Origin of the sequence: Azospirillum cavernae (genome assembly GCF_003590795.1) — a bacterium.
GTDB lineage: Bacteria > Pseudomonadota > Alphaproteobacteria > Azospirillales > Azospirillaceae > Azospirillum > Azospirillum cavernae.
In genome coordinates this window covers 166,850-185,018 of the sequence record NZ_QYUL01000001.1, presented here as the reverse complement: position 1 = coordinate 185,018, position 18,169 = coordinate 166,850, and the positions used below count along the sequence as shown (strand labels likewise).

At 66.7% G+C, this 18,169-nt stretch carries 17 protein-coding genes; 6 read left to right on the top strand and 11 right to left on the bottom strand.

Annotation, left to right across the window (positions count from 1 at the left end):
- Positions 1-34 precede the first annotated feature (34 nt).
- The 6 genes from pheT to blaOXA all read right to left on the bottom strand — a co-directional run bounded on the left by pheT (position 35) and on the right by blaOXA (position 6,214).
- Complete coding sequence (gene pheT, locus D3877_RS00845; protein WP_119828918.1) at positions 35-2,446, bottom strand: phenylalanine--tRNA ligase subunit beta; 2,412 nt, start codon at positions 2,444-2,446, stop codon at positions 35-37.
- Positions 2,447-2,458: 12 nt separating this feature from the next.
- Positions 2,459-3,541 (bottom strand): phenylalanine--tRNA ligase subunit alpha, encoded by a 1,083-nt coding sequence (gene pheS, locus D3877_RS00840; protein WP_119828917.1) that lies wholly within the window; start codon positions 3,539-3,541, stop codon positions 2,459-2,461.
- A 126-nt stretch (positions 3,542-3,667) separates the two neighbouring features.
- Positions 3,668-4,039: a 50S ribosomal protein L20 gene (rplT, locus tag D3877_RS00835; protein ID WP_045581580.1), complete on the bottom strand. Its 372-nt coding sequence runs from the start codon at positions 4,037-4,039 to the stop codon at positions 3,668-3,670.
- Between the two features lie 20 nt (positions 4,040-4,059).
- Positions 4,060-4,260: a 50S ribosomal protein L35 gene (rpmI, locus tag D3877_RS00830; protein ID WP_119828916.1), complete on the bottom strand. Its 201-nt coding sequence runs from the start codon at positions 4,258-4,260 to the stop codon at positions 4,060-4,062.
- Positions 4,261-4,436: 176 nt separating this feature from the next.
- Positions 4,437-5,165 (bottom strand): substrate-binding periplasmic protein, encoded by a 729-nt coding sequence (locus tag D3877_RS00825; protein WP_119828915.1) that lies wholly within the window; start codon positions 5,163-5,165, stop codon positions 4,437-4,439.
- 233 nt (positions 5,166-5,398) lie between these two features.
- Positions 5,399-6,214, bottom strand: coding sequence for a class D beta-lactamase (gene blaOXA / locus D3877_RS00820; RefSeq protein ID WP_420796888.1), 816 nt, complete (start codon positions 6,212-6,214; stop codon positions 5,399-5,401).
- Positions 6,215-6,427: 213 nt separating this feature from the next.
- On the opposite strand from blaOXA, the gene D3877_RS00815 reads away from it, so the two are divergent.
- Genes D3877_RS00815 through D3877_RS30765 form a run of 4 tightly spaced genes read left to right on the top strand, consistent with a single transcriptional unit; the run spans position 6,428 to position 9,983 of the window.
- Positions 6,428-7,162 carry a class I SAM-dependent methyltransferase gene (locus D3877_RS00815; RefSeq protein WP_119828913.1) on the top strand — a complete coding sequence of 245 codons (735 nt, stop codon included), beginning with the start codon at positions 6,428-6,430 and terminating at the stop codon, positions 7,160-7,162.
- Entirely contained in the window at positions 7,159-8,157 is a 999-nt protein-coding gene (locus tag D3877_RS00810) for a glycosyltransferase family 2 protein (protein WP_119828912.1), read from the top strand. The genes D3877_RS00815 and D3877_RS00810 overlap by 4 nt, the downstream gene beginning before the upstream one ends.
- Positions 8,148-9,713 carry a hypothetical protein gene (locus D3877_RS00805; protein ID WP_119828911.1) on the top strand — a complete coding sequence of 522 codons (1,566 nt, stop codon included), beginning with the start codon at positions 8,148-8,150 and terminating at the stop codon, positions 9,711-9,713. The genes D3877_RS00810 and D3877_RS00805 overlap by 10 nt, the downstream gene beginning before the upstream one ends.
- 18 nt (positions 9,714-9,731) lie before the next feature.
- A complete protein-coding gene (locus tag D3877_RS30765; RefSeq protein ID WP_119828910.1) occupies positions 9,732-9,983 on the top strand; it encodes a LysR substrate-binding domain-containing protein in 252 nt (83 codons plus the stop codon).
- On the opposite strand, the gene pip is transcribed toward D3877_RS30765, so the two are convergent.
- The 3 genes from pip to D3877_RS00785 all read right to left on the bottom strand — a co-directional run bounded on the left by pip (position 9,967) and on the right by D3877_RS00785 (position 12,771).
- A complete protein-coding gene (gene pip / locus D3877_RS00795; protein ID WP_119828909.1) occupies positions 9,967-10,917 on the bottom strand; it encodes a prolyl aminopeptidase in 951 nt (316 codons plus the stop codon). The genes D3877_RS30765 and pip overlap by 17 nt on opposite strands.
- Positions 10,918-11,020: 103 nt before the next feature.
- Positions 11,021-11,851, bottom strand: coding sequence for a c-type cytochrome (locus D3877_RS00790; RefSeq protein ID WP_119828908.1), 831 nt, complete (start codon positions 11,849-11,851; stop codon positions 11,021-11,023).
- Positions 11,848-12,771, bottom strand: a complete 924-nt coding sequence (locus D3877_RS00785) for a thermonuclease family protein (RefSeq protein WP_119828907.1) — start codon at positions 12,769-12,771, stop codon at positions 11,848-11,850. The genes D3877_RS00790 and D3877_RS00785 overlap by 4 nt, the downstream gene beginning before the upstream one ends.
- Positions 12,772-12,912: 141 nt before the next feature.
- Here D3877_RS00785 and D3877_RS00780 point away from each other — a divergent pair, with 141 nt between their 5' ends.
- Positions 12,913-14,853, top strand: a complete 1,941-nt coding sequence (locus D3877_RS00780; RefSeq protein ID WP_119828906.1) for an adenylate/guanylate cyclase domain-containing protein — start codon at positions 12,913-12,915, stop codon at positions 14,851-14,853.
- A 164-nt stretch (positions 14,854-15,017) separates the two neighbouring features.
- On the opposite strand, the gene D3877_RS00775 is transcribed toward D3877_RS00780, so the two are convergent.
- The gene (locus D3877_RS00775; protein WP_119828905.1) at positions 15,018-15,914 is read right to left on the bottom strand and encodes an RNA polymerase factor sigma-32; all 897 of its coding nucleotides are present in this window, start codon (positions 15,912-15,914) and stop codon (positions 15,018-15,020) included.
- A gap of 557 nt (positions 15,915-16,471) precedes the next feature.
- Here D3877_RS00775 and D3877_RS00770 point away from each other — a divergent pair.
- Positions 16,472-17,590 carry a GGDEF domain-containing protein gene (locus D3877_RS00770; protein WP_158599753.1) on the top strand — a complete coding sequence of 373 codons (1,119 nt, stop codon included), beginning with the start codon at positions 16,472-16,474 and terminating at the stop codon, positions 17,588-17,590.
- Between the two features lie 10 nt (positions 17,591-17,600).
- Here the strand turns inward: D3877_RS00770 and D3877_RS00765 are convergent, their stop codons facing one another.
- A complete protein-coding gene (locus D3877_RS00765) occupies positions 17,601-17,996 on the bottom strand; it encodes an RNA-binding S4 domain-containing protein (protein ID WP_119828903.1) in 396 nt (131 codons plus the stop codon).
- Between the last annotated feature and the right edge of the window lie 173 nt (positions 17,997-18,169).

Below are 18,169 nucleotides of genomic sequence, written 5' to 3'. Positions count from 1 at the left end.
CTGAACCCAATCCCCTCTCACCCCACGCCCAAAATCACCCGCGCAGGGAGCCGCCGGTCGCCTTGATGACCGCCGCGACGATCTTTTGGCCGATGGCCTCGATGGCCTCGTCCGTCAGGGTCGCGGTGGTCGGTTGGTAGGTGACGGAGACGGCGACGGATTTGCGGCCCTCGCCGACGCCCATGCCCTGGTAGACGTCGAACAGCGTGGCGTCCTTCACCAGCGCCTTGTCGGCGCCCTTGGCCGCGCGCAGGATCTTGTCGGCCTCCACATCCTGGCCGACGAGGAAGGCGAAATCGCGCTCGATCGGTTGGAAGGCGGAGAGTTGGACCATCGGCTTGGCGGTGCCGCCCTTTTTCTTGGGCAGCGGGATGGCGTCGAGCATCACCTCGAACCCGACCACCGGACCCTTGACGCCCAGCGTGTCGAGCACCGACGGGTGGATCTCGCCAAAGCGGGCCATCACCGTGGGGCCAAGCCGCAGCACGCCCGACCGGCCCGGATGGTACCAGGCGGGGGCGTCGGCGGTGACTTGCAGGTTAGCGGTCGGCGCGCCCGCCGCCTCCAACGCCGCCAGCGCGTCGGCCTTGGCGTCGAACACGTCCACCGGACGGGTCTTTTCCGCCCAATGGCGCGGCACGGCGGCGCCCGCGCGGATGCCCGCCGCGACGCTGTCCTGCCCATCGGGGGCCGGGCTGCGGAAGGCCGCGCCGACCTCGAACAGGCGGACGTCGGCGTAACCGCGATCGGCGTTGCGGCCCGCCGCCTGGATCAGGTTGGGCAGGATCGACGGGCGCATCACGTCCAGATCGCTGCTGATCGGGTTGACCAACCGCAGCCCCTCATGGGACGCGCCGAACAAAGCCGCCGTGGCCGAGGCCAGAAAGGACCACGTCACCGCTTCCGACAGGCCGCGCGCGGCCAGCGCCCGGCGGGCGGAGGCGACGCGGCGTTGCTTGAGCGCCAGCGCCGGGCGGGCCAGCACGGTGTCGCGCGGCAGCGGCGTCGCCGGGATGGCGTCAAAGCCGTTGACGCGCAGCACCTCTTCCACCAGATCGGCTTCGCCATGGACGTCGGCCCGCCAGGACGGGACGCCGACGCGCAAGCTGCCGTCATCCTCCTCGCCCTCGATGGTGAAGCCAAGGTCGGTCAGGATGCGGGTCTGCTGGTCGTGGTTCAGATCGACCCCGCCCAGGCTCTTGACCCGGCCCGGACGCAGGGTCAGCGTCCGGCGCCAGTTCGGCTCCGCCCCGGCGATCACCAGATCGGAGGCCTCGCCGCCGCAGATCTCCAGAATCAGGCGGGTGGCGCGCTCCACCCCCTCGACCACCGCCGCCGGATCGACGCCGCGCTCCAACCGATAGCGGGCGTCGGATTCGACGCCCAGCCGCCGCCCGGCCTGGGCCACGCGCACGGTGTCGAAGATCGCCGCTTCCAGGAACAGGGTGGTGGTGGTTTCGGTGCAGCCCGAATCCTCGCCGCCGATGATGCCGCCCAGCGCTTCGGCCCGTTCGTGATCGGCGATGACCACCATCGACGGATCGAGCGCGTAGTCCTTGCCGTTCAGCGCGGTCAGGCTCTCGCCCTCGCGCGCCATGCGGACGACGATTCCGCCCTTGACCTTGTCGGCGTCAAAGGCGTGCAGCGGGCGCGCCACGTCGAAGGTGACGTAGTTGGTGATGTCCACCAGCGCCGAAATCGGGCGCAGGCCGATGGCCAGCAGCTTGTCCTGCATCCATTGCGGCGACGGGCCGTTCGTCACCCCCCGGATGGTCCGCCCGACATACAGCGGGCAGGCGTCCAGCGCCTCGATGGTCACGCCGATGGGGCTGGGGAAGGATCCGGCCACCGGGGCGGCGTTCAGGCGGCCCTCGGCCAGCGGCTTCAGGCGGCCCAAACCAGCCGCCGCCAGATCGCGGGCGATGCCGCGCACCCCGGCGCAATCGGCGCGGTCGGGGGTGAGGTTGATGTCGATCACCGGATCGCTCAAGCCCGCGTAATCGGCGTAGCTCGCGCCGACCGGCGCGTCGTCCGGCAACTCGATGATGCCGTCATGCTCGTCCGACAGCTTCAACTCGCGCTTGGAGCACATCATGCCGTTGGATTCGACGCCCCGGATGACGCCCTTCTTCAGCGTGATGTCGGAGCCGGGGATGTAGGCCCCCTCCGCCGCGAAAACGCCCTTCAGCCCGGCGCGCGCGTTGGGCGCGCCGCAGACGACCTGAAGCTTTTCCGTTCCGGTGTCCACCACCAGCACGCGCAGCTTGTCGGCGTCGGGGTGCTTGTCCGCCGACACGACATGGGCGACGCGGAACGGCGCCAGCTCTTTCGAGCGGTCCTGAACGCCTTCGACCTCAAGGCCAAGGGCGGTCAGCTTTTCCGTGATCTGGTCGAGCGAAGCCTCGGTTTCCAGATGGTCCTTCAGCCAGGACAGCGTGAACTTCATGGAACCGGCTCCTTATCGCGTCAGGCCGTGGGCGATGTTGGGAATGTCGAGCGGGACGAAGCCGTAATGCTTCAGCCAACGCAGATCGGCTTCAAAGAAGGTGCGCAGATCGGGGATGCCGTATTTCAGCATGGCGACGCGCTCCACCCCCATGCCGAAGGCGAAGCCCTGGTATTTCGTGCTGTCGATGCCGCAGGCTTCCAGCACGTTGGGGTGAACCATGCCGCAGCCGAGAATCTCCAGCCAATCGCCGTAATTGCCCAGCTTCAGCTCGCCGCCCTTGCGCAGGCAGCCGATGTCCACCTCCGCCGACGGTTCGGTGAAGGGGAAGAAGCTGGGGCGGAAGCGCAGCGGCAGATCGTCCACGTCGAAGAAGGCGCGGCAGAACTCCACCAGACACCCCTTCAGGTGGCCCATGTTGGTCGCCTCGTCGATCACCAACCCCTCGATCTGGTGGAACATCGGGGTGTGCGTCATGTCGTAGTCGGAGCGATAGGTCCGGCCCGGCGCGATGATGCGGATCGGCGGCTTTTTGTTCAGCATGGTGCGGACCTGCACCGGGCTGGTGTGGGTGCGCAGCAGCATCTTTTTTCCATCGCCATTTTCTGAGGGCGCATCGGGCAGATAGAAGGTGTCGTGCATGTCGCGCGCCGGGTGGCCGACCGGGAAATTCAGGGCGGTGAAGTTGTGGAAATCATCCTCGATGTCCGGCCCTTCGGCGACGGAGAAGCCCATCTCGGCGAAGATGGCGATCATCTCGTCCATCGTCTGGCTGATCGGGTGGATGCGGCCCTCCGTCTCCGGGCGGATCGGCAGGGTGACGTCCACGCGCTCGGCCTCCAGCCGCGCCTTCATGTGGGCGGCGGCGAGGTCAAGCTTGCGGGCGTCCAGCGCCTGCGCGATCACGTCCTTCAGCGCGTTCAGCGCCTGACCGCGCTCCTTGCGCTCGTCCGGCGACAGGCCGCCCAGCTCCTTCATAAAGCCGGTGATGCGCCCCTTCTTGCCAAGCGCGTTCACGCGCACCTCGTCCAGCGCCGGAAGATCGGCGGCGGCGTTGACCAGCGACAGGAGTTCGTCTTTCAGCGCGTCGAGCATGGCGGTTCCCGGCAAGCGTGGGGAAAAATCGGAATGGAAACAAAAAGGGAGCCGGACCCAACGGCCCGGCTCCCTTCTCTAGCACTTGGCGCCTGAAAAAGCGTCTGCGAACGGGTCGCGAACGCCTTACGCGGCGGCCTTGGAGGCGAGCGCGGCCTGGGCCTTGTCCACCAAGGTCTTAAAGGCTTCCGGCTCACGGGCGGCCAGATCGGACAGGACCTTGCGGTCGATCTCGATGCCGGCCATCTTGATGCCGTTGATGAAGCGCGAGTAGGTCAGGCCATACTGCCGAACGCCAGCGTTGATGCGCTGGATCCACAAGCCACGGAAATCGCGCTTCTTGTTGCGACGGTCGCGGTAGGCGTAACGAAGCGCCTTTTCGACCTTCTCGATCGCAATGCGGAAGTTCTTGGAATTGCGACCCCGATAGCCCTTGGCGAGCTTCAGAATCTTGCGGTGACGGGCGTGCGTGGTGACGCCGCGCTTAACACGAGCCATAGTTCAGATCCTTCCCAGTATCAGGCGTTGCGCAGCCAGTTCTTCAACACCGTACGGGCGTTGGAGTCGCACAGAGTCATCATGCCGCGCGCGTTGCGCTTCATGGTCGGAGACTTCTGCTCGAGGCAGTGGCGCTTGTAGGCCGCCTGGGCGCGGACCTTGCCGGAGGCAGTCACCTTGAAACGCTTCTTGGCGCCGCTCTTGGTCTTCAGCTTGGGCATTTTGGGTTCCTATCGGATAGGGTCGACTTCCATCGGACGGTTGGGCATGCCCTGGCCTTTCAGCCTAGCCTCGCCGCTCGTGGAAGGAACGCCTTATACGCGCGGGATCGCCGCGACGCAAGGGGGTGAATCGGCCCGAAGCGCGCGCGACGCCTTTGCCGATGCCCCCGACGATCTTATTTCAGATATTTGTCGGTCAGGCGTTGCACAGAGCCATCCTCGACCATGGACTTAACCGCCGTTTGCAGTTTTCCGACAATCTCCGGGGAACATTTCAGCGAACAGCCGATATAGACGTCGTTCGACGCAACGCCCTTGCCGATGGTCAGTTTTTCCGTCCGTCCAGACTTTTTCCATTTCCACAAGGTTTCCGGGGTGCCGTTGAACCACGCGTCGGCCCGCTCCATGCCAAGCAGATCCGTTTCATTCTGACCGACCCGCACAATTTGCATCTGACTCGGCGGAAAGCCTTTGCTCTTCAAAAGATCCTCTTGGGCGGTCCCCTGCCCAACAAGGATGTTTTTCAATTCAGCCTTCGCTTGATCGAAACTGTCGACCGGCTTGCCAAGCGTGGCGAAGCTGCGCTCCATAGCAAAGATGGGCGCAATCCATGTGTACTGGGCTTCACGGGCCGCGCTCCGCGCGAAGGGGATAATCAGCAGATTTTCACCTTCGGCGACCTCCTGCTGGCCGCGCCGCCATGGGATGAAGATCATCTCGGCCTCATAACCCGCCCTTTTGAGAGCCTCAATGGTGATGTCAGCCACGAAGCCGCGTTCCGTTGGAGCCTCCATCGTCATCGGCGGCGCCTCAACGCTGTAGATTTTCAGCGTTTCCGCCTTGGCTGTGGCGGCGATTGCCGCAGACGCGAGTGCGGCAATCGCAATCAGCGTGTTCTTTGCCATTCCTCTTTCCCCTTCGGCGAATTGCAATCCTTCAGCGCACCCAAATTATGATGATGCGCGAATGATTCGCTTAGCCAATTGTTTCACGCCCATTGCGAATCTCTATTGGGGGAAACCAGGAGGACATACGGAAAGGACCAACCTTCATCAAAGCTCAGCGAGACTCCTTCGACCGCTCCACCGCCGGGATCGGCGCGTGGGCGCCATTCCCGGTCGTCGCGAGGCAAGGGGTGTTACGGGCGCGCCATGCTGGGCAGTTCCGCCAGAAACGCGTCCCGCGCGGCCTTGCCGGACAGCATCGCCGACGGGGCGACGCCGATCTCCAGCCGGGCGAACACGACGCGCCCACCGGCGCGCTCGGCCCAGCCGACGAACCAGCCGAACGGACGGTTCCGGTCCGGGACGCCCGAGGCGTCGCGCATCCAACCGCTGCCGGTCTTGCCCCAGACGGTCCAGGCCCCGGCGAAGCGCCCGCCGTCGTCGGCGGTGAATTGCGGCAGGATCGCGGCGGTCATGTCCTGCGCCCGGCGCGACACCGGCAGATCGCGGGCGAGAAAGCGCCGGAGAAACTGGACCTGCTCGTCGGGCGAAATCGCCAGGGATGACATCAGCCAACTGTGGGTCAGCCCGTCCGCCTTGCCGGGATTGCCGGAGATGTCGCGGTTCCCGTAGCCCAACCGCTCCACATAATCGCGGAACCGCTCCAGCCCCAGCTTGCGGGTCAATGCCTGCGAGTACCAGACCACCGAGTCGCGTTCCCACGCCGTGGGATCGACGCTGCGCGTGTCGGCGGGGTTTTTGCTCGATTCCGGGCGACCGTCCCAGCTTGGGCGACGCTCGTCTTCCAGAACGCCCGCGTCGTAGCCCATCAAGGCGAGGGGAATCTTGAAGGTCGAAGCCGGGCTGACCCGCCGGTCGCACGGCCCCTGGCGGAACAGCGGGGCGCCCGTCGCGGCGTCGAGAACGACCGTGCAGATTGTTTTTCCATTTCCCGCCGCCCGCGCGGCAAAGGGCGCGGCGACCGCCGCCAGAGTCAGACCGATCCAAATTGCGTTTGTGAGTGCGCGACGACCGATCACTGAGTCTCTCCTTGCGTTCATGCGGCGTTGATTGGCGTTGGGCAAGGAGTAAGGGGCTGGCGAGCGGCGGGCAAACGATGATAAATCGGTCGAGTTCCTAAGCAGGTTTTCCAAGCCCGCCCATATGTGGGCGGAGTTTGGAAAACCTGCTTAGCATGCGCCATCGCTGGAAATGAGATCCGCATGGATGAAATCGAGTACGCGTTGATGGACAAAGCGGATGGCACGATGTGGTGGTATCGCTGCCTGCAAGAGCTGGTGATCTTATCCCTGAACCGTCATCTGACGACCACGGCGCCGGTCATCCTGGACGCGGGCTGCGGCACCGGCGGCATGATGGTCCGCCTGCGCCAAGCGTGGCCGCAGGCGACCCTGCACGGCATCGACCTGTCGCGGACGGCCTGCCTGCGGACACGGGCCAAGACGGGCGGCGCGGTCGCGGTCGCCAGCGTCGACCGCCTGCCCTTCCCCGACGCCAGCATGGACATCGTCATCTCCACCGACGTGCTGACCCTCGCCGGGGTTGACGAGGTCCGCGCGGTGATGGACGCGCGCCGCTGCCTGAAGCCGGGGGGATTGTATTTGGTGAACCACCCCGCCTACGCCTGGCTGATGGCCGACCATGATCGCCATGTGGCGAACGCGCGGCGGACGACGGCGGGGGCCTTGCGCGGGCAACTGCGCGCCGCCGGGCTGAAGCCCCTTTTCGTCACCTATTGGAACACCGTGCTGTTCCCCCTGATGGTGGCCCGCCGCAAGCTGTGGCCCAACGGCTCGGAGACGTCCGATGTCGGCCGCTTTTCCGGCTCCTTGAACCAAGTGCTGAACGGATTGTGCGGACTGGAGCGCGTGGCCCTGCGACGGGGCGTCGCCCTGCCCTTCGGCGGCTCTGTCCTGGCGGTGGCGACCAGAGCATGACTCCCTCGGCGGATACCCCGGCATGCGCGCTTAGCGTCGTGGTTCCGGTCTACAATGGGGCGAGAACGGTGGGGACCCTGGTGGCCGCGCTGTCCAATCTCGCCATCCCAGGCGGTCATGAGATCATCCTGGTGGACGACGGCAGCGTGGACGACAGTCGGTCGGTCTGCGAGCGGCTGGCGCGGACGGTGTCCCGCGTACCCGTCACCTTCGCCCGGCTGTCCCGCAATTTCGGAGAGCACAACGCCGTCATGGCCGGTCTGGGTCTGGCCCGAGGCGCCTACATCATCACCATGGACGACGACCTGCAAAACCCACCGGAGGCGGTGATCCATCTGTTCCGGCACGCGTGCGACGGCGGCTACGACGTGGTCTACACCTATTGCGACCGCAAGCGGCACAGCGCGTTCCGCAATGTTGGCAGCGCCTTCGCCAACCGCACCGCCGCCCTGATGCTCGGGCTTCCGCCGGGGCTATACCTGTCGACTTTCCGCTGCCTGTCCGCCTTCGTCGCGCGGGAGGCTTGCCGTTATACTGGTCCCTTCCCCTTTGTTGACGGGCTGGTGCTGCAGGTCACGCGCTCCATCGGCCGACTGCGGGTGGCGCACCTGCCCCGGGCGGGCGGGCGCAGCAACTACACCCTGCGTCGCCTGGTTCGCCTGTGGCTGTCCATCGCGCTAAACTTCTCCACCCTGCCTTTGCGCCTCAGCGCGTTCCTGGGCATCGGCGCCATGGCGGGGGGCGTCTTGCTGAGCGGCGCGCTGCTGGTCCGGCACCTGTTGCTGGACATCCCCGTGACGGGCGATGCCGGACTGCTGGCGGCGCTGCTGCTGACATCCGGTCTGTCGTTGGCGATGCTGGGCGTGGTCGGCGAGTATGCGGGCCGGACCTTCCAAACCGTCAGCGCCCGTCCACAATACGTCATCCGCGCCGTGGTCAGCAGCCGGGATGAACCGGCCGATCCAGCCCCCTACAGCGACGCCCCATGCTTCTGAACGCCCCGATCCACAACCCACTCATGAGAATCGAGCCGCTGGCTCTGCTGAGCTTGGCGCTCTTGGGCCTGGCCCTCGCGGCCCGCCTGTCCCGGCGCCCCCTTGCCCGGCGCTGGGGCATGGCCGCCATCCTGCTGGTCGGGGCCGCCACCGTCATGGTCGTCGTCAGCCGACTGATCGAATACGCCGTCATCCTGCGCCATGGACCCTTGGACCCGTGGAACCACAACATCGCGGCGATCGCCGCAGCCTGGCTGCGTGGACAACCCATGTATCCCCTGCCGACGGACGGCTTATACTACGGCCTGCTGTACGGGCCGCTGCTCTATCGTGTCCTGGCCGCGATGCAGGCTTTGTTCAGTATCGGCACGCCGCTGGCGGCTTTGCCGGGCATGGTGGCCGAGGCGGCAAGCCTGATCATCACTTGGTATGCGGTCAGGCGCGGCGGCGCCAGCCGCGGCGCCGCCCTGTTCGCCACGGCGGCCACCGCCGGGCTGATTCTGCGGATCTATCCCAGCGTTGGCTTCCGCGCCGACCCTTTTCTGCTGCTGCTGTCATCCCTGGGGCTGTTGGCCATGACCTGGGCGCCCAACGTGGGCCGGGCCGTGATGCTGGGCCTGTGCGCCGGCCTCGCCACCGCGCTGAAGCCATCGGGGGGCCTGTACCTGGGACCAGCGCTGCTGGCGGCCCTGCCGACGCGCACCCCTGCGGCAGCCAGCCGTTACATAGTGTTGACCGGCATCGCCGGTCTGGCGGGCGCCTTGCTTCCCTTTGTCGGCGCTGGCGCCTCGCCAGCGGGCTACCTGGCCTATCTGGCAGCCTTGAAGCCTGTGGGTGTGCATGGCGAGATGCTGATGGAAAACAGCATTATGGCCCTGCTCATGTTGGCCCCCGCCTTGTTCATCTCACCGGCGGAACGGCGCGCGCGCGGGGCTATGCTGGCGGGACTGTGCCTGTGCATGCCAGTGACGTGCGTTCTGGGGGCCGTGGACGGCGCCGGCGTCTGGCACTTGCTGCCCTTCGTCCCTTACACCACTCTGTTGGTCGGCGTCGCCGCGACCGCCCAACCAGGCTGGAACCCCCGGACCCTGGGGCAGACTCTGGTCATCCTGCTGATCATGGCCGATGGAGCCAGCCATGCTGCCAACGAAACGGTCAAGACCGGAACCAAGGCGCCGCAGGCTGAACGGGTGCACCAAGCCGTCGTAGACTTCCTATCGCATCACCCGGACGCGGCCGTCGCCATAGCGCCCCGCAGTCGGCAATTGAACCGGGAGGTGGCGTGGCTGGTCGGTCAAGGCAAACCCCTGATCCTGACCAGCAACAGCTGGATCGACCTCGGCAAACCAGAGGCCATCCAGTTGTTCATCGATCGTTATCTCTCCCGATGTGATGGCCTGCACTGGCTGGGGATGGCCAACCCGCCCTTCTCTCCGGATCGGGCAACACCGGCCGCCGTTTCAGTGGCCTTCATGGCGCTCTATCATCGCCAGTCGCGGGGGGAAGAGCTGGAGGTCTGGTCCTGCGCTCCAGCGCCGGACGAACCGCCGATGTGATGGCGCGCCGCCACCCGCATGCCGAAGCCGATTGTGTTTGAGGCGGAACGCGATCAGGGGAACGGCGTCGCCCTGGCCCCGCCGCTGATGTTTGCGCGCCCGTTGGAATCCGGACGGATCGTCCGCCCCTTCGCCATCGACGTCACGCCGGGCGGCTATTGGCTGACCTTGCTGAAGTCAAAGCACATCACCCCCGGAATGCGGGCTTTCCACGCCTGGATCTGGCGCAGCGCGCCATCCCCCAATCCGCCGCTCAGCGATACTCCTTGAAGCGCTCCGTCGCCTGGACCAGCGCGGCGCGGATGCCGGGTTCCATCGCGGAATGGCCGGCGTCGGGGACGATCCGGTAATCGGCCTCCGGCCACGCGCGGTGCAATTCGTCGGCGGACACCACCGGGCAGACCACGTCATAGCGCCCCTGCACGATGGCGCCAGGGATATGGCGGATGCGGTGGACGTCGCGCAGCAGCTTGTCTTCCGGGGTGAAGCGGTTGGCGCGAAAATAATGCGCCTCGATCCGCGCCAGCCCCAGGGCGTGGGTGTCCTCGCCGCTCGCCGCGATCAACTCGGGCGAGGGCAGCAAAGACGAACAGCTTCCCTCATAGACGCTCCACACCCGCGCCGCCGCCAGACGAGTCGCGCGGTCGGGCGAATCCAGCCGCCTCCAATAGGCTTCCAGCAGGTCGCCCTGCTCCTTCTGCGGGATGTGGGCGGCGAAGGCCGACCATGCTTCCGGGAACAGCACGCGCATCGAATAGAGGAACCAGTCGATCTCGCTTTTGCGCATCAGGAAGATGCCGCGCAGGATCAGGCCCAGGCAACGTTCCGGGTGGGTCTGGGCGTAGGCCAGCGCCAGGGTGGATCCCCAGGAACCGCCGAACAAATGCCAGCGCTCGATCCCCAGATGGCGGCGCAGGGTTTCGATGTCCTCAACCAGCCGTTCGGTGGTGTTCTCCCGCGTTTCGCCCAGCGGGGTGGAGCGCCCGGCCCCGCGCTGGTCCATCACGACGACGCGGTAATGGGCCGGGTCGAAAAAGCGGCGGTGGGTCGGCGAGGCGCCCGCCCCCGGCCCGCCATGCAGGAACATCACCGGCACGCCGCGCGGGTTGCCCGCCTGCTCCCAATAGACCGTGTGCAGATCGTCCACCGCGATCGTTCCGGCCTGATACGGGTCGATGGGCGGGTAAAATTCGCTGCGGGGCATAAGCGGGGATCCTTGGGGGCGTCGGTCCTGTGGTGCGAGCCACGAGTGTAAAGGACCGACGCGGGGTTGCGCCAGCGGGCAAAACCCCAAGGCCGCGACGATTTTACGGCGTCTTCCGCCCGGCCATGTGGGTCAGATAGGCGATGACCCGCTCCAAATCGCCGTCGCTCAGCATGCCGACGTCAAAGCCGGGCATCTGCTGGTTGGGCCAGCTCCGCACCGCGCGCGGGTCGCGGATCAGCTTGGCCAGCCCCGACGGGGTCAGATATTCGGTCGGGTTCATCGGGCGGTTCAGATCCGGCCCGACATTGGCGCTGCCCGCCCCGTTCAGCGTGTGGCAGGCCATGCATTGGGTGACGAAGGCGGTTTGCCCGGCGCGGATCGGCGAATCCGGCGGCAGCGCGGCGTCCACCGCCAATTGCGGCCAGCGCTTCAACGGGCTGTCGGTGCTGGCGAAGCGGGCGAGCTGGTAAGGCCATTGTTCGCTGCGCACGCCCGACGCCTCGGGCCGCACCCACACTAGATAGAAGGGACCGGCGGAAACCTCCTTGCCCGGCAGCGGCGGCCAGGGTTGATCGGGCGGCTCCACCGCCAGAAAGGCGACCGACCCGCTGTCGGCGGTGCGCAAACACAGCTCCGGCGGCAACAGCGCGGCAAAACCGTCGCTGGCGATGCCCTCCAGCACCGCGTCCTTGGGAAATTGGTCGGCGGCGATCAGGCTGGCCAGCGGCACGGCGCGGTAGCGCATCGGACGGCCATAGGAAACGTCGTTCGGAATATCGACCGTCACCACGTCGGAGCGGGCGAGCAGGGCGTCGCGGTCGATGGTCCGTTCGACGCCCGCAAGGACGATGGTCAACACCGGCCCGGCGGCCTGGACCGGCAGAACCATGGCGACCAGAAACAGGCAGGCGGTCAGCAGGCGTGCGATCATTCAGGGTCCTCCTCCTCAAGATGGGCGTCAGGATGAGCGTCCGGCGCGGTATCGGGGGGCCGAACAGCGGACGCGGATCGGGGCGGCGGCGGCGGTTGCTGTGACGGCGGTGACGACGGCACGGTCACGGCCCCGCCCTCCAACCGTTCGATCTGCTCCGGGTGGTTCGCCTCAATCATGGGGCCGCTGCGCAGGCCGATCCAGCCCCGAACGCGGATTCGTTTGCCCTCATAAGACAGCGGGTCGATGCCCGCCTTGGCGAAGTCGCGCATCACCGGGCGGGCGATGTGGACGGTGACGTCGGTGCGCCAATCCGCGCCGAAATCCAGATAGGCCTCGCCGCCGGTCTTGGTGACGCGCAGCACCCGTCCCTCCACAATCTGGAAGCTGTCGCGGTCGCGGGCCAGCGCGTCGGGATCGGCGGGGCGAAGGGCGTAGACGCGGGTTCGCCACAGGCCGCGCTGGGCGTTGCGCGCGCCATCCTCGGTCGCCAGCATCTCGGCGGCGAAGGCGCGGGCGTCGGGCCGGGTGTGGACGCGGGCGTGGCCGCGCGCCAGCATCTCCGCCTGCAACCACAGCCCATCCTCGCGCAGCAGATGGGCCAGCAGCCGCCCGTGCCGGTCCACCAAAACGGCCCCGCGCGGCGTCACCATCCGCCCCAACGCCAGTTCACTCAGCGCCGCCGTCGCCGCCTTGGCCAGCGGCCAGGGACGGCCACCATCGGCGGCGGCGTATCGGGGCGGTTTCGCCGCCTCGATCCCCGCCAAGCGGACCTGCCGCCCATCCTCCAACGCCAGCGTGTCGCCATCGACCACCGCGACCACGCGCCAGGTCTCCGCCGACGCCGCGATGGCGGGCGCGGCGGTCAGTGGCGGCAGGAGGATCGCCGCAAGCTTCAGGCAATGGCGACGGGGTTTCATGACTCAACCCTATGACGCTCCCGCCCCTGTCCGGCAAGAGCGCCGCCGTTCAGGATCGCCGCGTGAATTCTTTTTTATTTCACCCGTCGCGGGCGCCGCGTGGGTTGCCCCAATCCAGCCCTGTCGGCTAATTTGCCCGCCATGCTTGACAGCCCCCCAGCGTCCCCGACGGACAGCGCCCGGCTCGCGCCCCGGAAACGGATTCGCTTGCCCATCGCGGCGGTTCTGGTGGCTGGCTTCGGCTCGCTGATGCTGGCGGCGGTGGCCAGCGTTCTGGTTCTGGGGCTGGTCAGCGCCAGCACCAACACATTCGCCCTGCTGAACGACAAGGCCGATCTGGCGCTGGCCGGGGTCGAGGTGCGAGTCCGCCACCAACTGGATCCCGCCCGCGACATGGCCCGCTTCGTCGCCGGTCTGATCGAGCGCGGGGAGTTGGATCCCGACGACGCCGACCGGCTGACCATCACCCTGCGCGGCGCGCTGGCGGCGGCCCCCGACGTGACCGGAATCGCCTTCCTGCGCCCCGACCTGACCGGCGCGCAGGCCGGGCGGTTGAACGGCGGCTTGATGGCCGGGGCCATGGACATGCAAGGCGACGACGGCATCCCGCCCGAGGTTCTGAACGGCCCCAGCCGGGGCGCCGCCGCCTGGGCCGATCCCTTTTGGCTGAAGGAGGCCTCGAACAGCCTCATCACGCTCTACCAGCCGGTGCGGCGCGACGGCCGCTATCTGGGGCAGGTGGCAGTCGGCGTGTCGCTGGGCGATCTGTCGCGCTTTTTGTCGGTGCTCTATGTCGAACAGGGGCTGAACGCCTTTGTCTTGTACGATCATGAGCATGTTTTGGCCCACCCGGCCCTGGTCGGGCGAAGCTTCGATTTCTCCAACAAGCCCGACGGCCCGCCGCTGCCGCGCATCGACCAGGTGGACGACCCGGCGCTCGCCGCGCTGTGGAGCAAGGGCGTGCCGGTTCAGGCGCTGAAAAAGCGGGTGGAGGGTCAATCCGTCCACATCGCGGGCGACGATTACCTGTTTCTGATGCGGTCGATGGCGGGCTATGGCCAGCGGGAATGGATCATCGGCATCGGCTTCCGCGAAAGCGAGATGAATGGCGAGGTTCAACGGCTGGTCAAGACCGGGCTGGCCGGGCTGGCCATCCTGCTGATTTCGGTGGCGGTCGCGCTGTTTGTCGGGCGCAAGATCAGCCGCCAGGTCGCCCGGCTGGCCGAGGCCGCCGACCGAGTCCGCGCGTTCGAGTTCCAGACCATCGCCGATCTGCCCGACTCGCGCTTGCAGGAAATGGCGCGCGCCGCCACCGCCTTCAACGCGATGGTCGCGGGCCTGCGCTGGTTTGAAACCTATGTGCCCAAGGCGCTGGTGCTGCGCCTGATGCGCCAGCGCGAAACACAGGGCGACGGGCTGGATTCGGTGCTGCGCGAGGTGACGGTGATGTTCACCGACATTCGCGGCTTTTCCCGCATGGCCGAACACCGCAGCGCCGCCGACACCGCCACCCTGCTGAACGAGCATTTCACCCTGCTCGCCGCCTGCATCGAGGCGGAGGGCGGCACGGTGGACAAATTCATCGGCGATTCGCTGATGGCCTTCTGGGGCGCCCCCGAAAAACAGGAAGACCACGCCGCCCGCGCGCTGCGCGCCGCCCACGCCATCCATCACGCGGTGCTGGCCGACAACGGCAAACGGGTCGGCGCCGGGCAAGAGCCGATCCGCGTGCGAATCGGCCTGCACAGCGGCCCGGTGGTGGTCGGCAACATCGGCTCGGCCAACCGGATCAATTACACCATCGTCGGCGACACGGTGAACGTCGCCGCCCGGATCGAGGAATTGTCCGCCGCGCTTCAGGGCGAGGCGGAGGTCATCGTGCTGACCAGCGGCGTCACCGCCGCCAAGGGGGGCGGAGCCGCCCCGCTGGTCCGCCAGGGCGGACGCTCCCTGCGCGGACGCAGCGGCACGACGGAATTGTGGCGGTTGGTGGCGACTGCCGAAGACGCCGGACAGAAACCGACGCCGGTCGCGGAACCGGGGTCTGCCGACAAGGGAAGAATTTTGTCAGGGGCGGATTGAGCGGAGGCGCATCGATCCGGCGACGCTTTGCCCCCTCCCCAACCCTCCCCCGCTTAACAGCGGGAGAGGGGGGCGGCAAACTTGTCGGCTCACGGCGAAATTCCCTCTCCCGCGTGAGCGGGGGAGGGCTAGGGAGGGGGCAGAATGCGGCCAATCCGAAACGCTTACAGGTTGGCGACCAGATCGCCCGAATCTTCAACGCGCTTCAGCATCGAATCGCGCAGCTTCATCAGGGCGCGGGACTCCAATTGGCGGACCCGTTCCTTGCTGACGCCCAACTCGCGGCCCAGCTCTTCCAGGGTCGCGCCTTCGTCGCGCAGACGGCGTTCCTGGATGATGGTGCGTTCGCGCGGGCTGAGTTCGCCCAACGCCTCGGCCAGCCATTGCGAGCGGGTGTTGGCGTCACGCAGGCCGATCACCACCTCTTCGGGCGAGGGACGTTGGTCGGCCAGGAAATCCTGCCAATCATCGTCCGACCCGTCGGCGACCGGGGTGTTCAGCGACTGGTCGGCCCCCGACAGGCGCATCTCCATCGCCTCGACCTCGGCCACCGCGACGTTCAGTTCGCCCGCGATCCAGGCGCGGCCTTCCTGGGTCATGCGGGCGCCATTGCCGTTCTGCGACGCGCTGTCGATCTTGGCGCGCAGGCGGCGCAGGTTGAAGAACAGCGATTTCTGCGCGGCGGTGGTGCCGGTGCGGACGATCGACCAGTTGCGCAGGATGTAATCCTGCATGGCCGAGCGGATCCACCAGGCGGCGTAGGTGGAAAAGCGCACCTCGCGGTCCGGCTCGAAGCGGCCCGCCGCCTGCATCAGACCGACATTGCCCTCCTGCACCAGATCGCCCATCGGCAGACCGTAATTGCGGAAGCGCGAGGCGGTGGCGATGACCAGCCGGGTGTAGGCCCGCACCAGCTCGTGCAAGGCGCGTTCGTCGCCGTCTTCCCGCCATTTGCGGGCCAGCTCGAACTCATGGTCCCGCGACAGCAGCGGTTCGCGCATGGACGCCTTGATAAAGCTCAGGTTAGCCCGCTGCGTCTCTGGATCGTCGATGTAAGCCATCCGTCCCTTCCTTCCCGTCTGGGCGGCGCCGTGTTCCGATGGTGCAGCCTGTCTCACGCCTGTTGGGCTTGGCCGTTGTTCCCGCCCAATCCTCCCGGTTTCCGGGGAATGGACGGGCGTCGGCGCGCCCTGTTGCTAGAGATACGCAACGGGGAAGGATTCGGATCACAACGAATGGACAGATTTCTTGCGCGGCGGTCGAAGACACGGGCGCGCGCCCGTCGCGGCGGGCGTTTTCGACCAACCCACCATATAGGGCGCGCGCCGGTTGCGACCAGTGACGCCCCCACAACGGGACCGCAAGGACATTCGGGACGCGCCCTCTGCTCACACAGGGCTTGCGACGCATGACGTCCCAGCGTCGCGCTCGGTCATTGATCGCGTTCGCTTGTGTTCTACGGAGAAATATCGCTAATATCGCTTCAACGTGACTGAATCTCGACCAACTCTTACATTTTTCCATAATATTACAAAAATACGTCACCCCCCCTCCGAACGGGCGAAAATCCAGCCAACCCATGATCCCTCTGGACATCTCCACCGTTCTTGTCTTGCACATGACGTCTCTCATTGCCGGAGCGATGGGCTTCATTCATTTGCGGCAACAATCCTTGGAAACAAAGGGGCTTGCTCTGCTTGCCGCCGCGTTTCTGGGGCTGGCGGCTGGATCGTTCAGCGCCGGGCTTGGCGAGCGCGACGTCTTGCCCGCTTGGCTTTGGCAACCCGGAAGCCTCGCCATCGGAAGCCTCAGTTACGCCTGTCTTTGGCTTGGCGCCCGCGCGCTCAGCAGCGGTCGGGGGCTGCGCCGCCCATGGGTCCTGCTGCTGCTTCCAATCGCGTGGCTGTGCCTTGCCGCGATCACACACTTCACCGCCGACAACCAACTGAGGGCGAGCGCGTTCCACATCACCGCGTTCCTGTTCCTGCTGGCCGCCGCCCGCGAGGTCGCGCGCGACCAACGGATTGATCCGCTGCCGTCCCGTCGCCCATTGACCATCATTTTTGGATTGGCGGCCGTGGTCTACGCCGTTGAGTTTCTGATGATGACGCTGGGTCGGATCAGCGTCCCCAACATTGCCCTTGGTTTTGGTTTTCAAACATTCTGCAATTTTGGAATCACCATTCTGGTCTATGGCGTCGTGAAGGAGCGCGCCGAGAACGCGCTGCGCCTCGCCGCTGAAATCGACAGCCTGACCGGCATCGGCAACCGCCGCTGGATGGACGCCCGCATGCCGGGCGTCATCAGGCGCGGCGACACCATCATGATGCTGGATCTCGACCATTTCAAAACGATCAACGACCGCTATGGCCATGCGGCGGGCGATCATGTGTTGCGCGCCTTCGCCGATGAGGTCAGCCGAAATCTGCGCCTGCAAGACCGCTTCGCCCGCACCGGCGGCGAGGAGTTTGTCCTTTACATGCCCGGCCTCAGTCTGGCCGACGCCAAGGCGGCGGGAGAGCGCCTTTGCCGGTTGGTCGCATCGCTCGTCGTCCAACATCGCGGCGACCGCATTCCGGTCACGACCAGCCTTGGCGTCGCCTGGTCGGATGGCGGCTATCCGAGCTGGGATCTCATGATCCAGGCGGCGGACACAGCCCTTTACGCCGCCAAAAAGGCCGGACGGAACCAGGTTGCCGTCCAGCCGTCGCCCTTGTCCATGGACGCCGTGGCATAAGCCTTCGCGCCTACTCCCCCTCCCCGCGCAGGGCGTCGAACGCGCGACGGTCGCGTTTGGTCGGGCGGCCTGAGCCGGGCGCGCGGTAAGGATCCTCCAACCGCTCCTCCGCCACCGGCGGGGCGAGATCCTCGTAAAGCGCCTGGGCCTCCGGGGCTGGGCCGCGTCGGCTTCCCAGCGCCAGCACCTTGATGACGCGGATGTGCCGCCCCTGCGCGAAGGTCAGCACGTCGCCCGGCTTCACCGCCGCGTGCGCCTTGCTGACGACCGCGCCGGACAGCCGGACGCCGCCGTCGTTGCAGGTTTTGGCGGCCAGACTGCGCGTCTTGAAGAAACGCGCGTACCACAGCCATTTGTCGATGCGCAGCCGTCCGGGTGGAAGGCCGTCGCTGTCGTCGTCGCTCATGGTTCTCGGTCCATGCTGGTTGATTCCGTTGGTCGATCGTTGAGCGTTTCTTCCCCCTCCCTAACCCTCCCCCGCTTCGCGGGAGAGGGAACTCCGCCGCAAGCTCACAAGGATCCGGCCCCCTCTCCCGCAAAGCGGGGGAGGGATGGGGAGGGGGAAATCGTCCCCGGACG

What these genes read in the sequence shown, in the direction of transcription:
- pheT (WP_119828918.1), bottom strand. Translation starts at nt 2,446, where the DNA reads ATGAAGTTCACGCTGTCCTGGCTGAAGGACCATCTGGAAACCGAGGCT.
- pheS (WP_119828917.1), bottom strand. Translation starts at nt 3,541, where the DNA reads ATGCTCGACGCGCTGAAAGACGAACTCCTGTCGCTGGTCAACGCCGCC.
- rplT (WP_045581580.1), bottom strand. Translation starts at nt 4,039, where the DNA reads ATGGCTCGTGTTAAGCGCGGCGTCACCACGCACGCCCGTCACCGCAAG.
- rpmI (WP_119828916.1), bottom strand. Translation starts at nt 4,260, where the DNA reads ATGCCCAAGCTGAAGACCAAGAGCGGCGCCAAGAAGCGTTTCAAGGTG.
- D3877_RS00825 (WP_119828915.1), bottom strand. Translation starts at nt 5,165, where the DNA reads ATGGCAAAGAACACGCTGATTGCGATTGCCGCACTCGCGTCTGCGGCA.
- D3877_RS00815 (WP_119828913.1), top strand. Translation starts at nt 6,428, where the DNA reads ATGGATGAAATCGAGTACGCGTTGATGGACAAAGCGGATGGCACGATG.
- D3877_RS00810 (WP_119828912.1), top strand. Translation starts at nt 7,159, where the DNA reads ATGACTCCCTCGGCGGATACCCCGGCATGCGCGCTTAGCGTCGTGGTT.
- D3877_RS00805 (WP_119828911.1), top strand. Translation starts at nt 8,148, where the DNA reads ATGCTTCTGAACGCCCCGATCCACAACCCACTCATGAGAATCGAGCCG.
- D3877_RS30765 (WP_119828910.1), top strand. Translation starts at nt 9,732, where the DNA reads ATGCCGAAGCCGATTGTGTTTGAGGCGGAACGCGATCAGGGGAACGGC.
- pip (WP_119828909.1), bottom strand. Translation starts at nt 10,917, where the DNA reads ATGCCCCGCAGCGAATTTTACCCGCCCATCGACCCGTATCAGGCCGGA.
- D3877_RS00790 (WP_119828908.1), bottom strand. Translation starts at nt 11,851, where the DNA reads ATGATCGCACGCCTGCTGACCGCCTGCCTGTTTCTGGTCGCCATGGTT.
- D3877_RS00785 (WP_119828907.1), bottom strand. Translation starts at nt 12,771, where the DNA reads ATGAAACCCCGTCGCCATTGCCTGAAGCTTGCGGCGATCCTCCTGCCG.
- D3877_RS00780 (WP_119828906.1), top strand. Translation starts at nt 12,913, where the DNA reads ATGCTTGACAGCCCCCCAGCGTCCCCGACGGACAGCGCCCGGCTCGCG.
- D3877_RS00775 (WP_119828905.1), bottom strand. Translation starts at nt 15,914, where the DNA reads ATGGCTTACATCGACGATCCAGAGACGCAGCGGGCTAACCTGAGCTTT.
- D3877_RS00770 (WP_158599753.1), top strand. Translation starts at nt 16,472, where the DNA reads ATGACGTCTCTCATTGCCGGAGCGATGGGCTTCATTCATTTGCGGCAA.
- D3877_RS00765 (WP_119828903.1), bottom strand. Translation starts at nt 17,996, where the DNA reads ATGAGCGACGACGACAGCGACGGCCTTCCACCCGGACGGCTGCGCATC.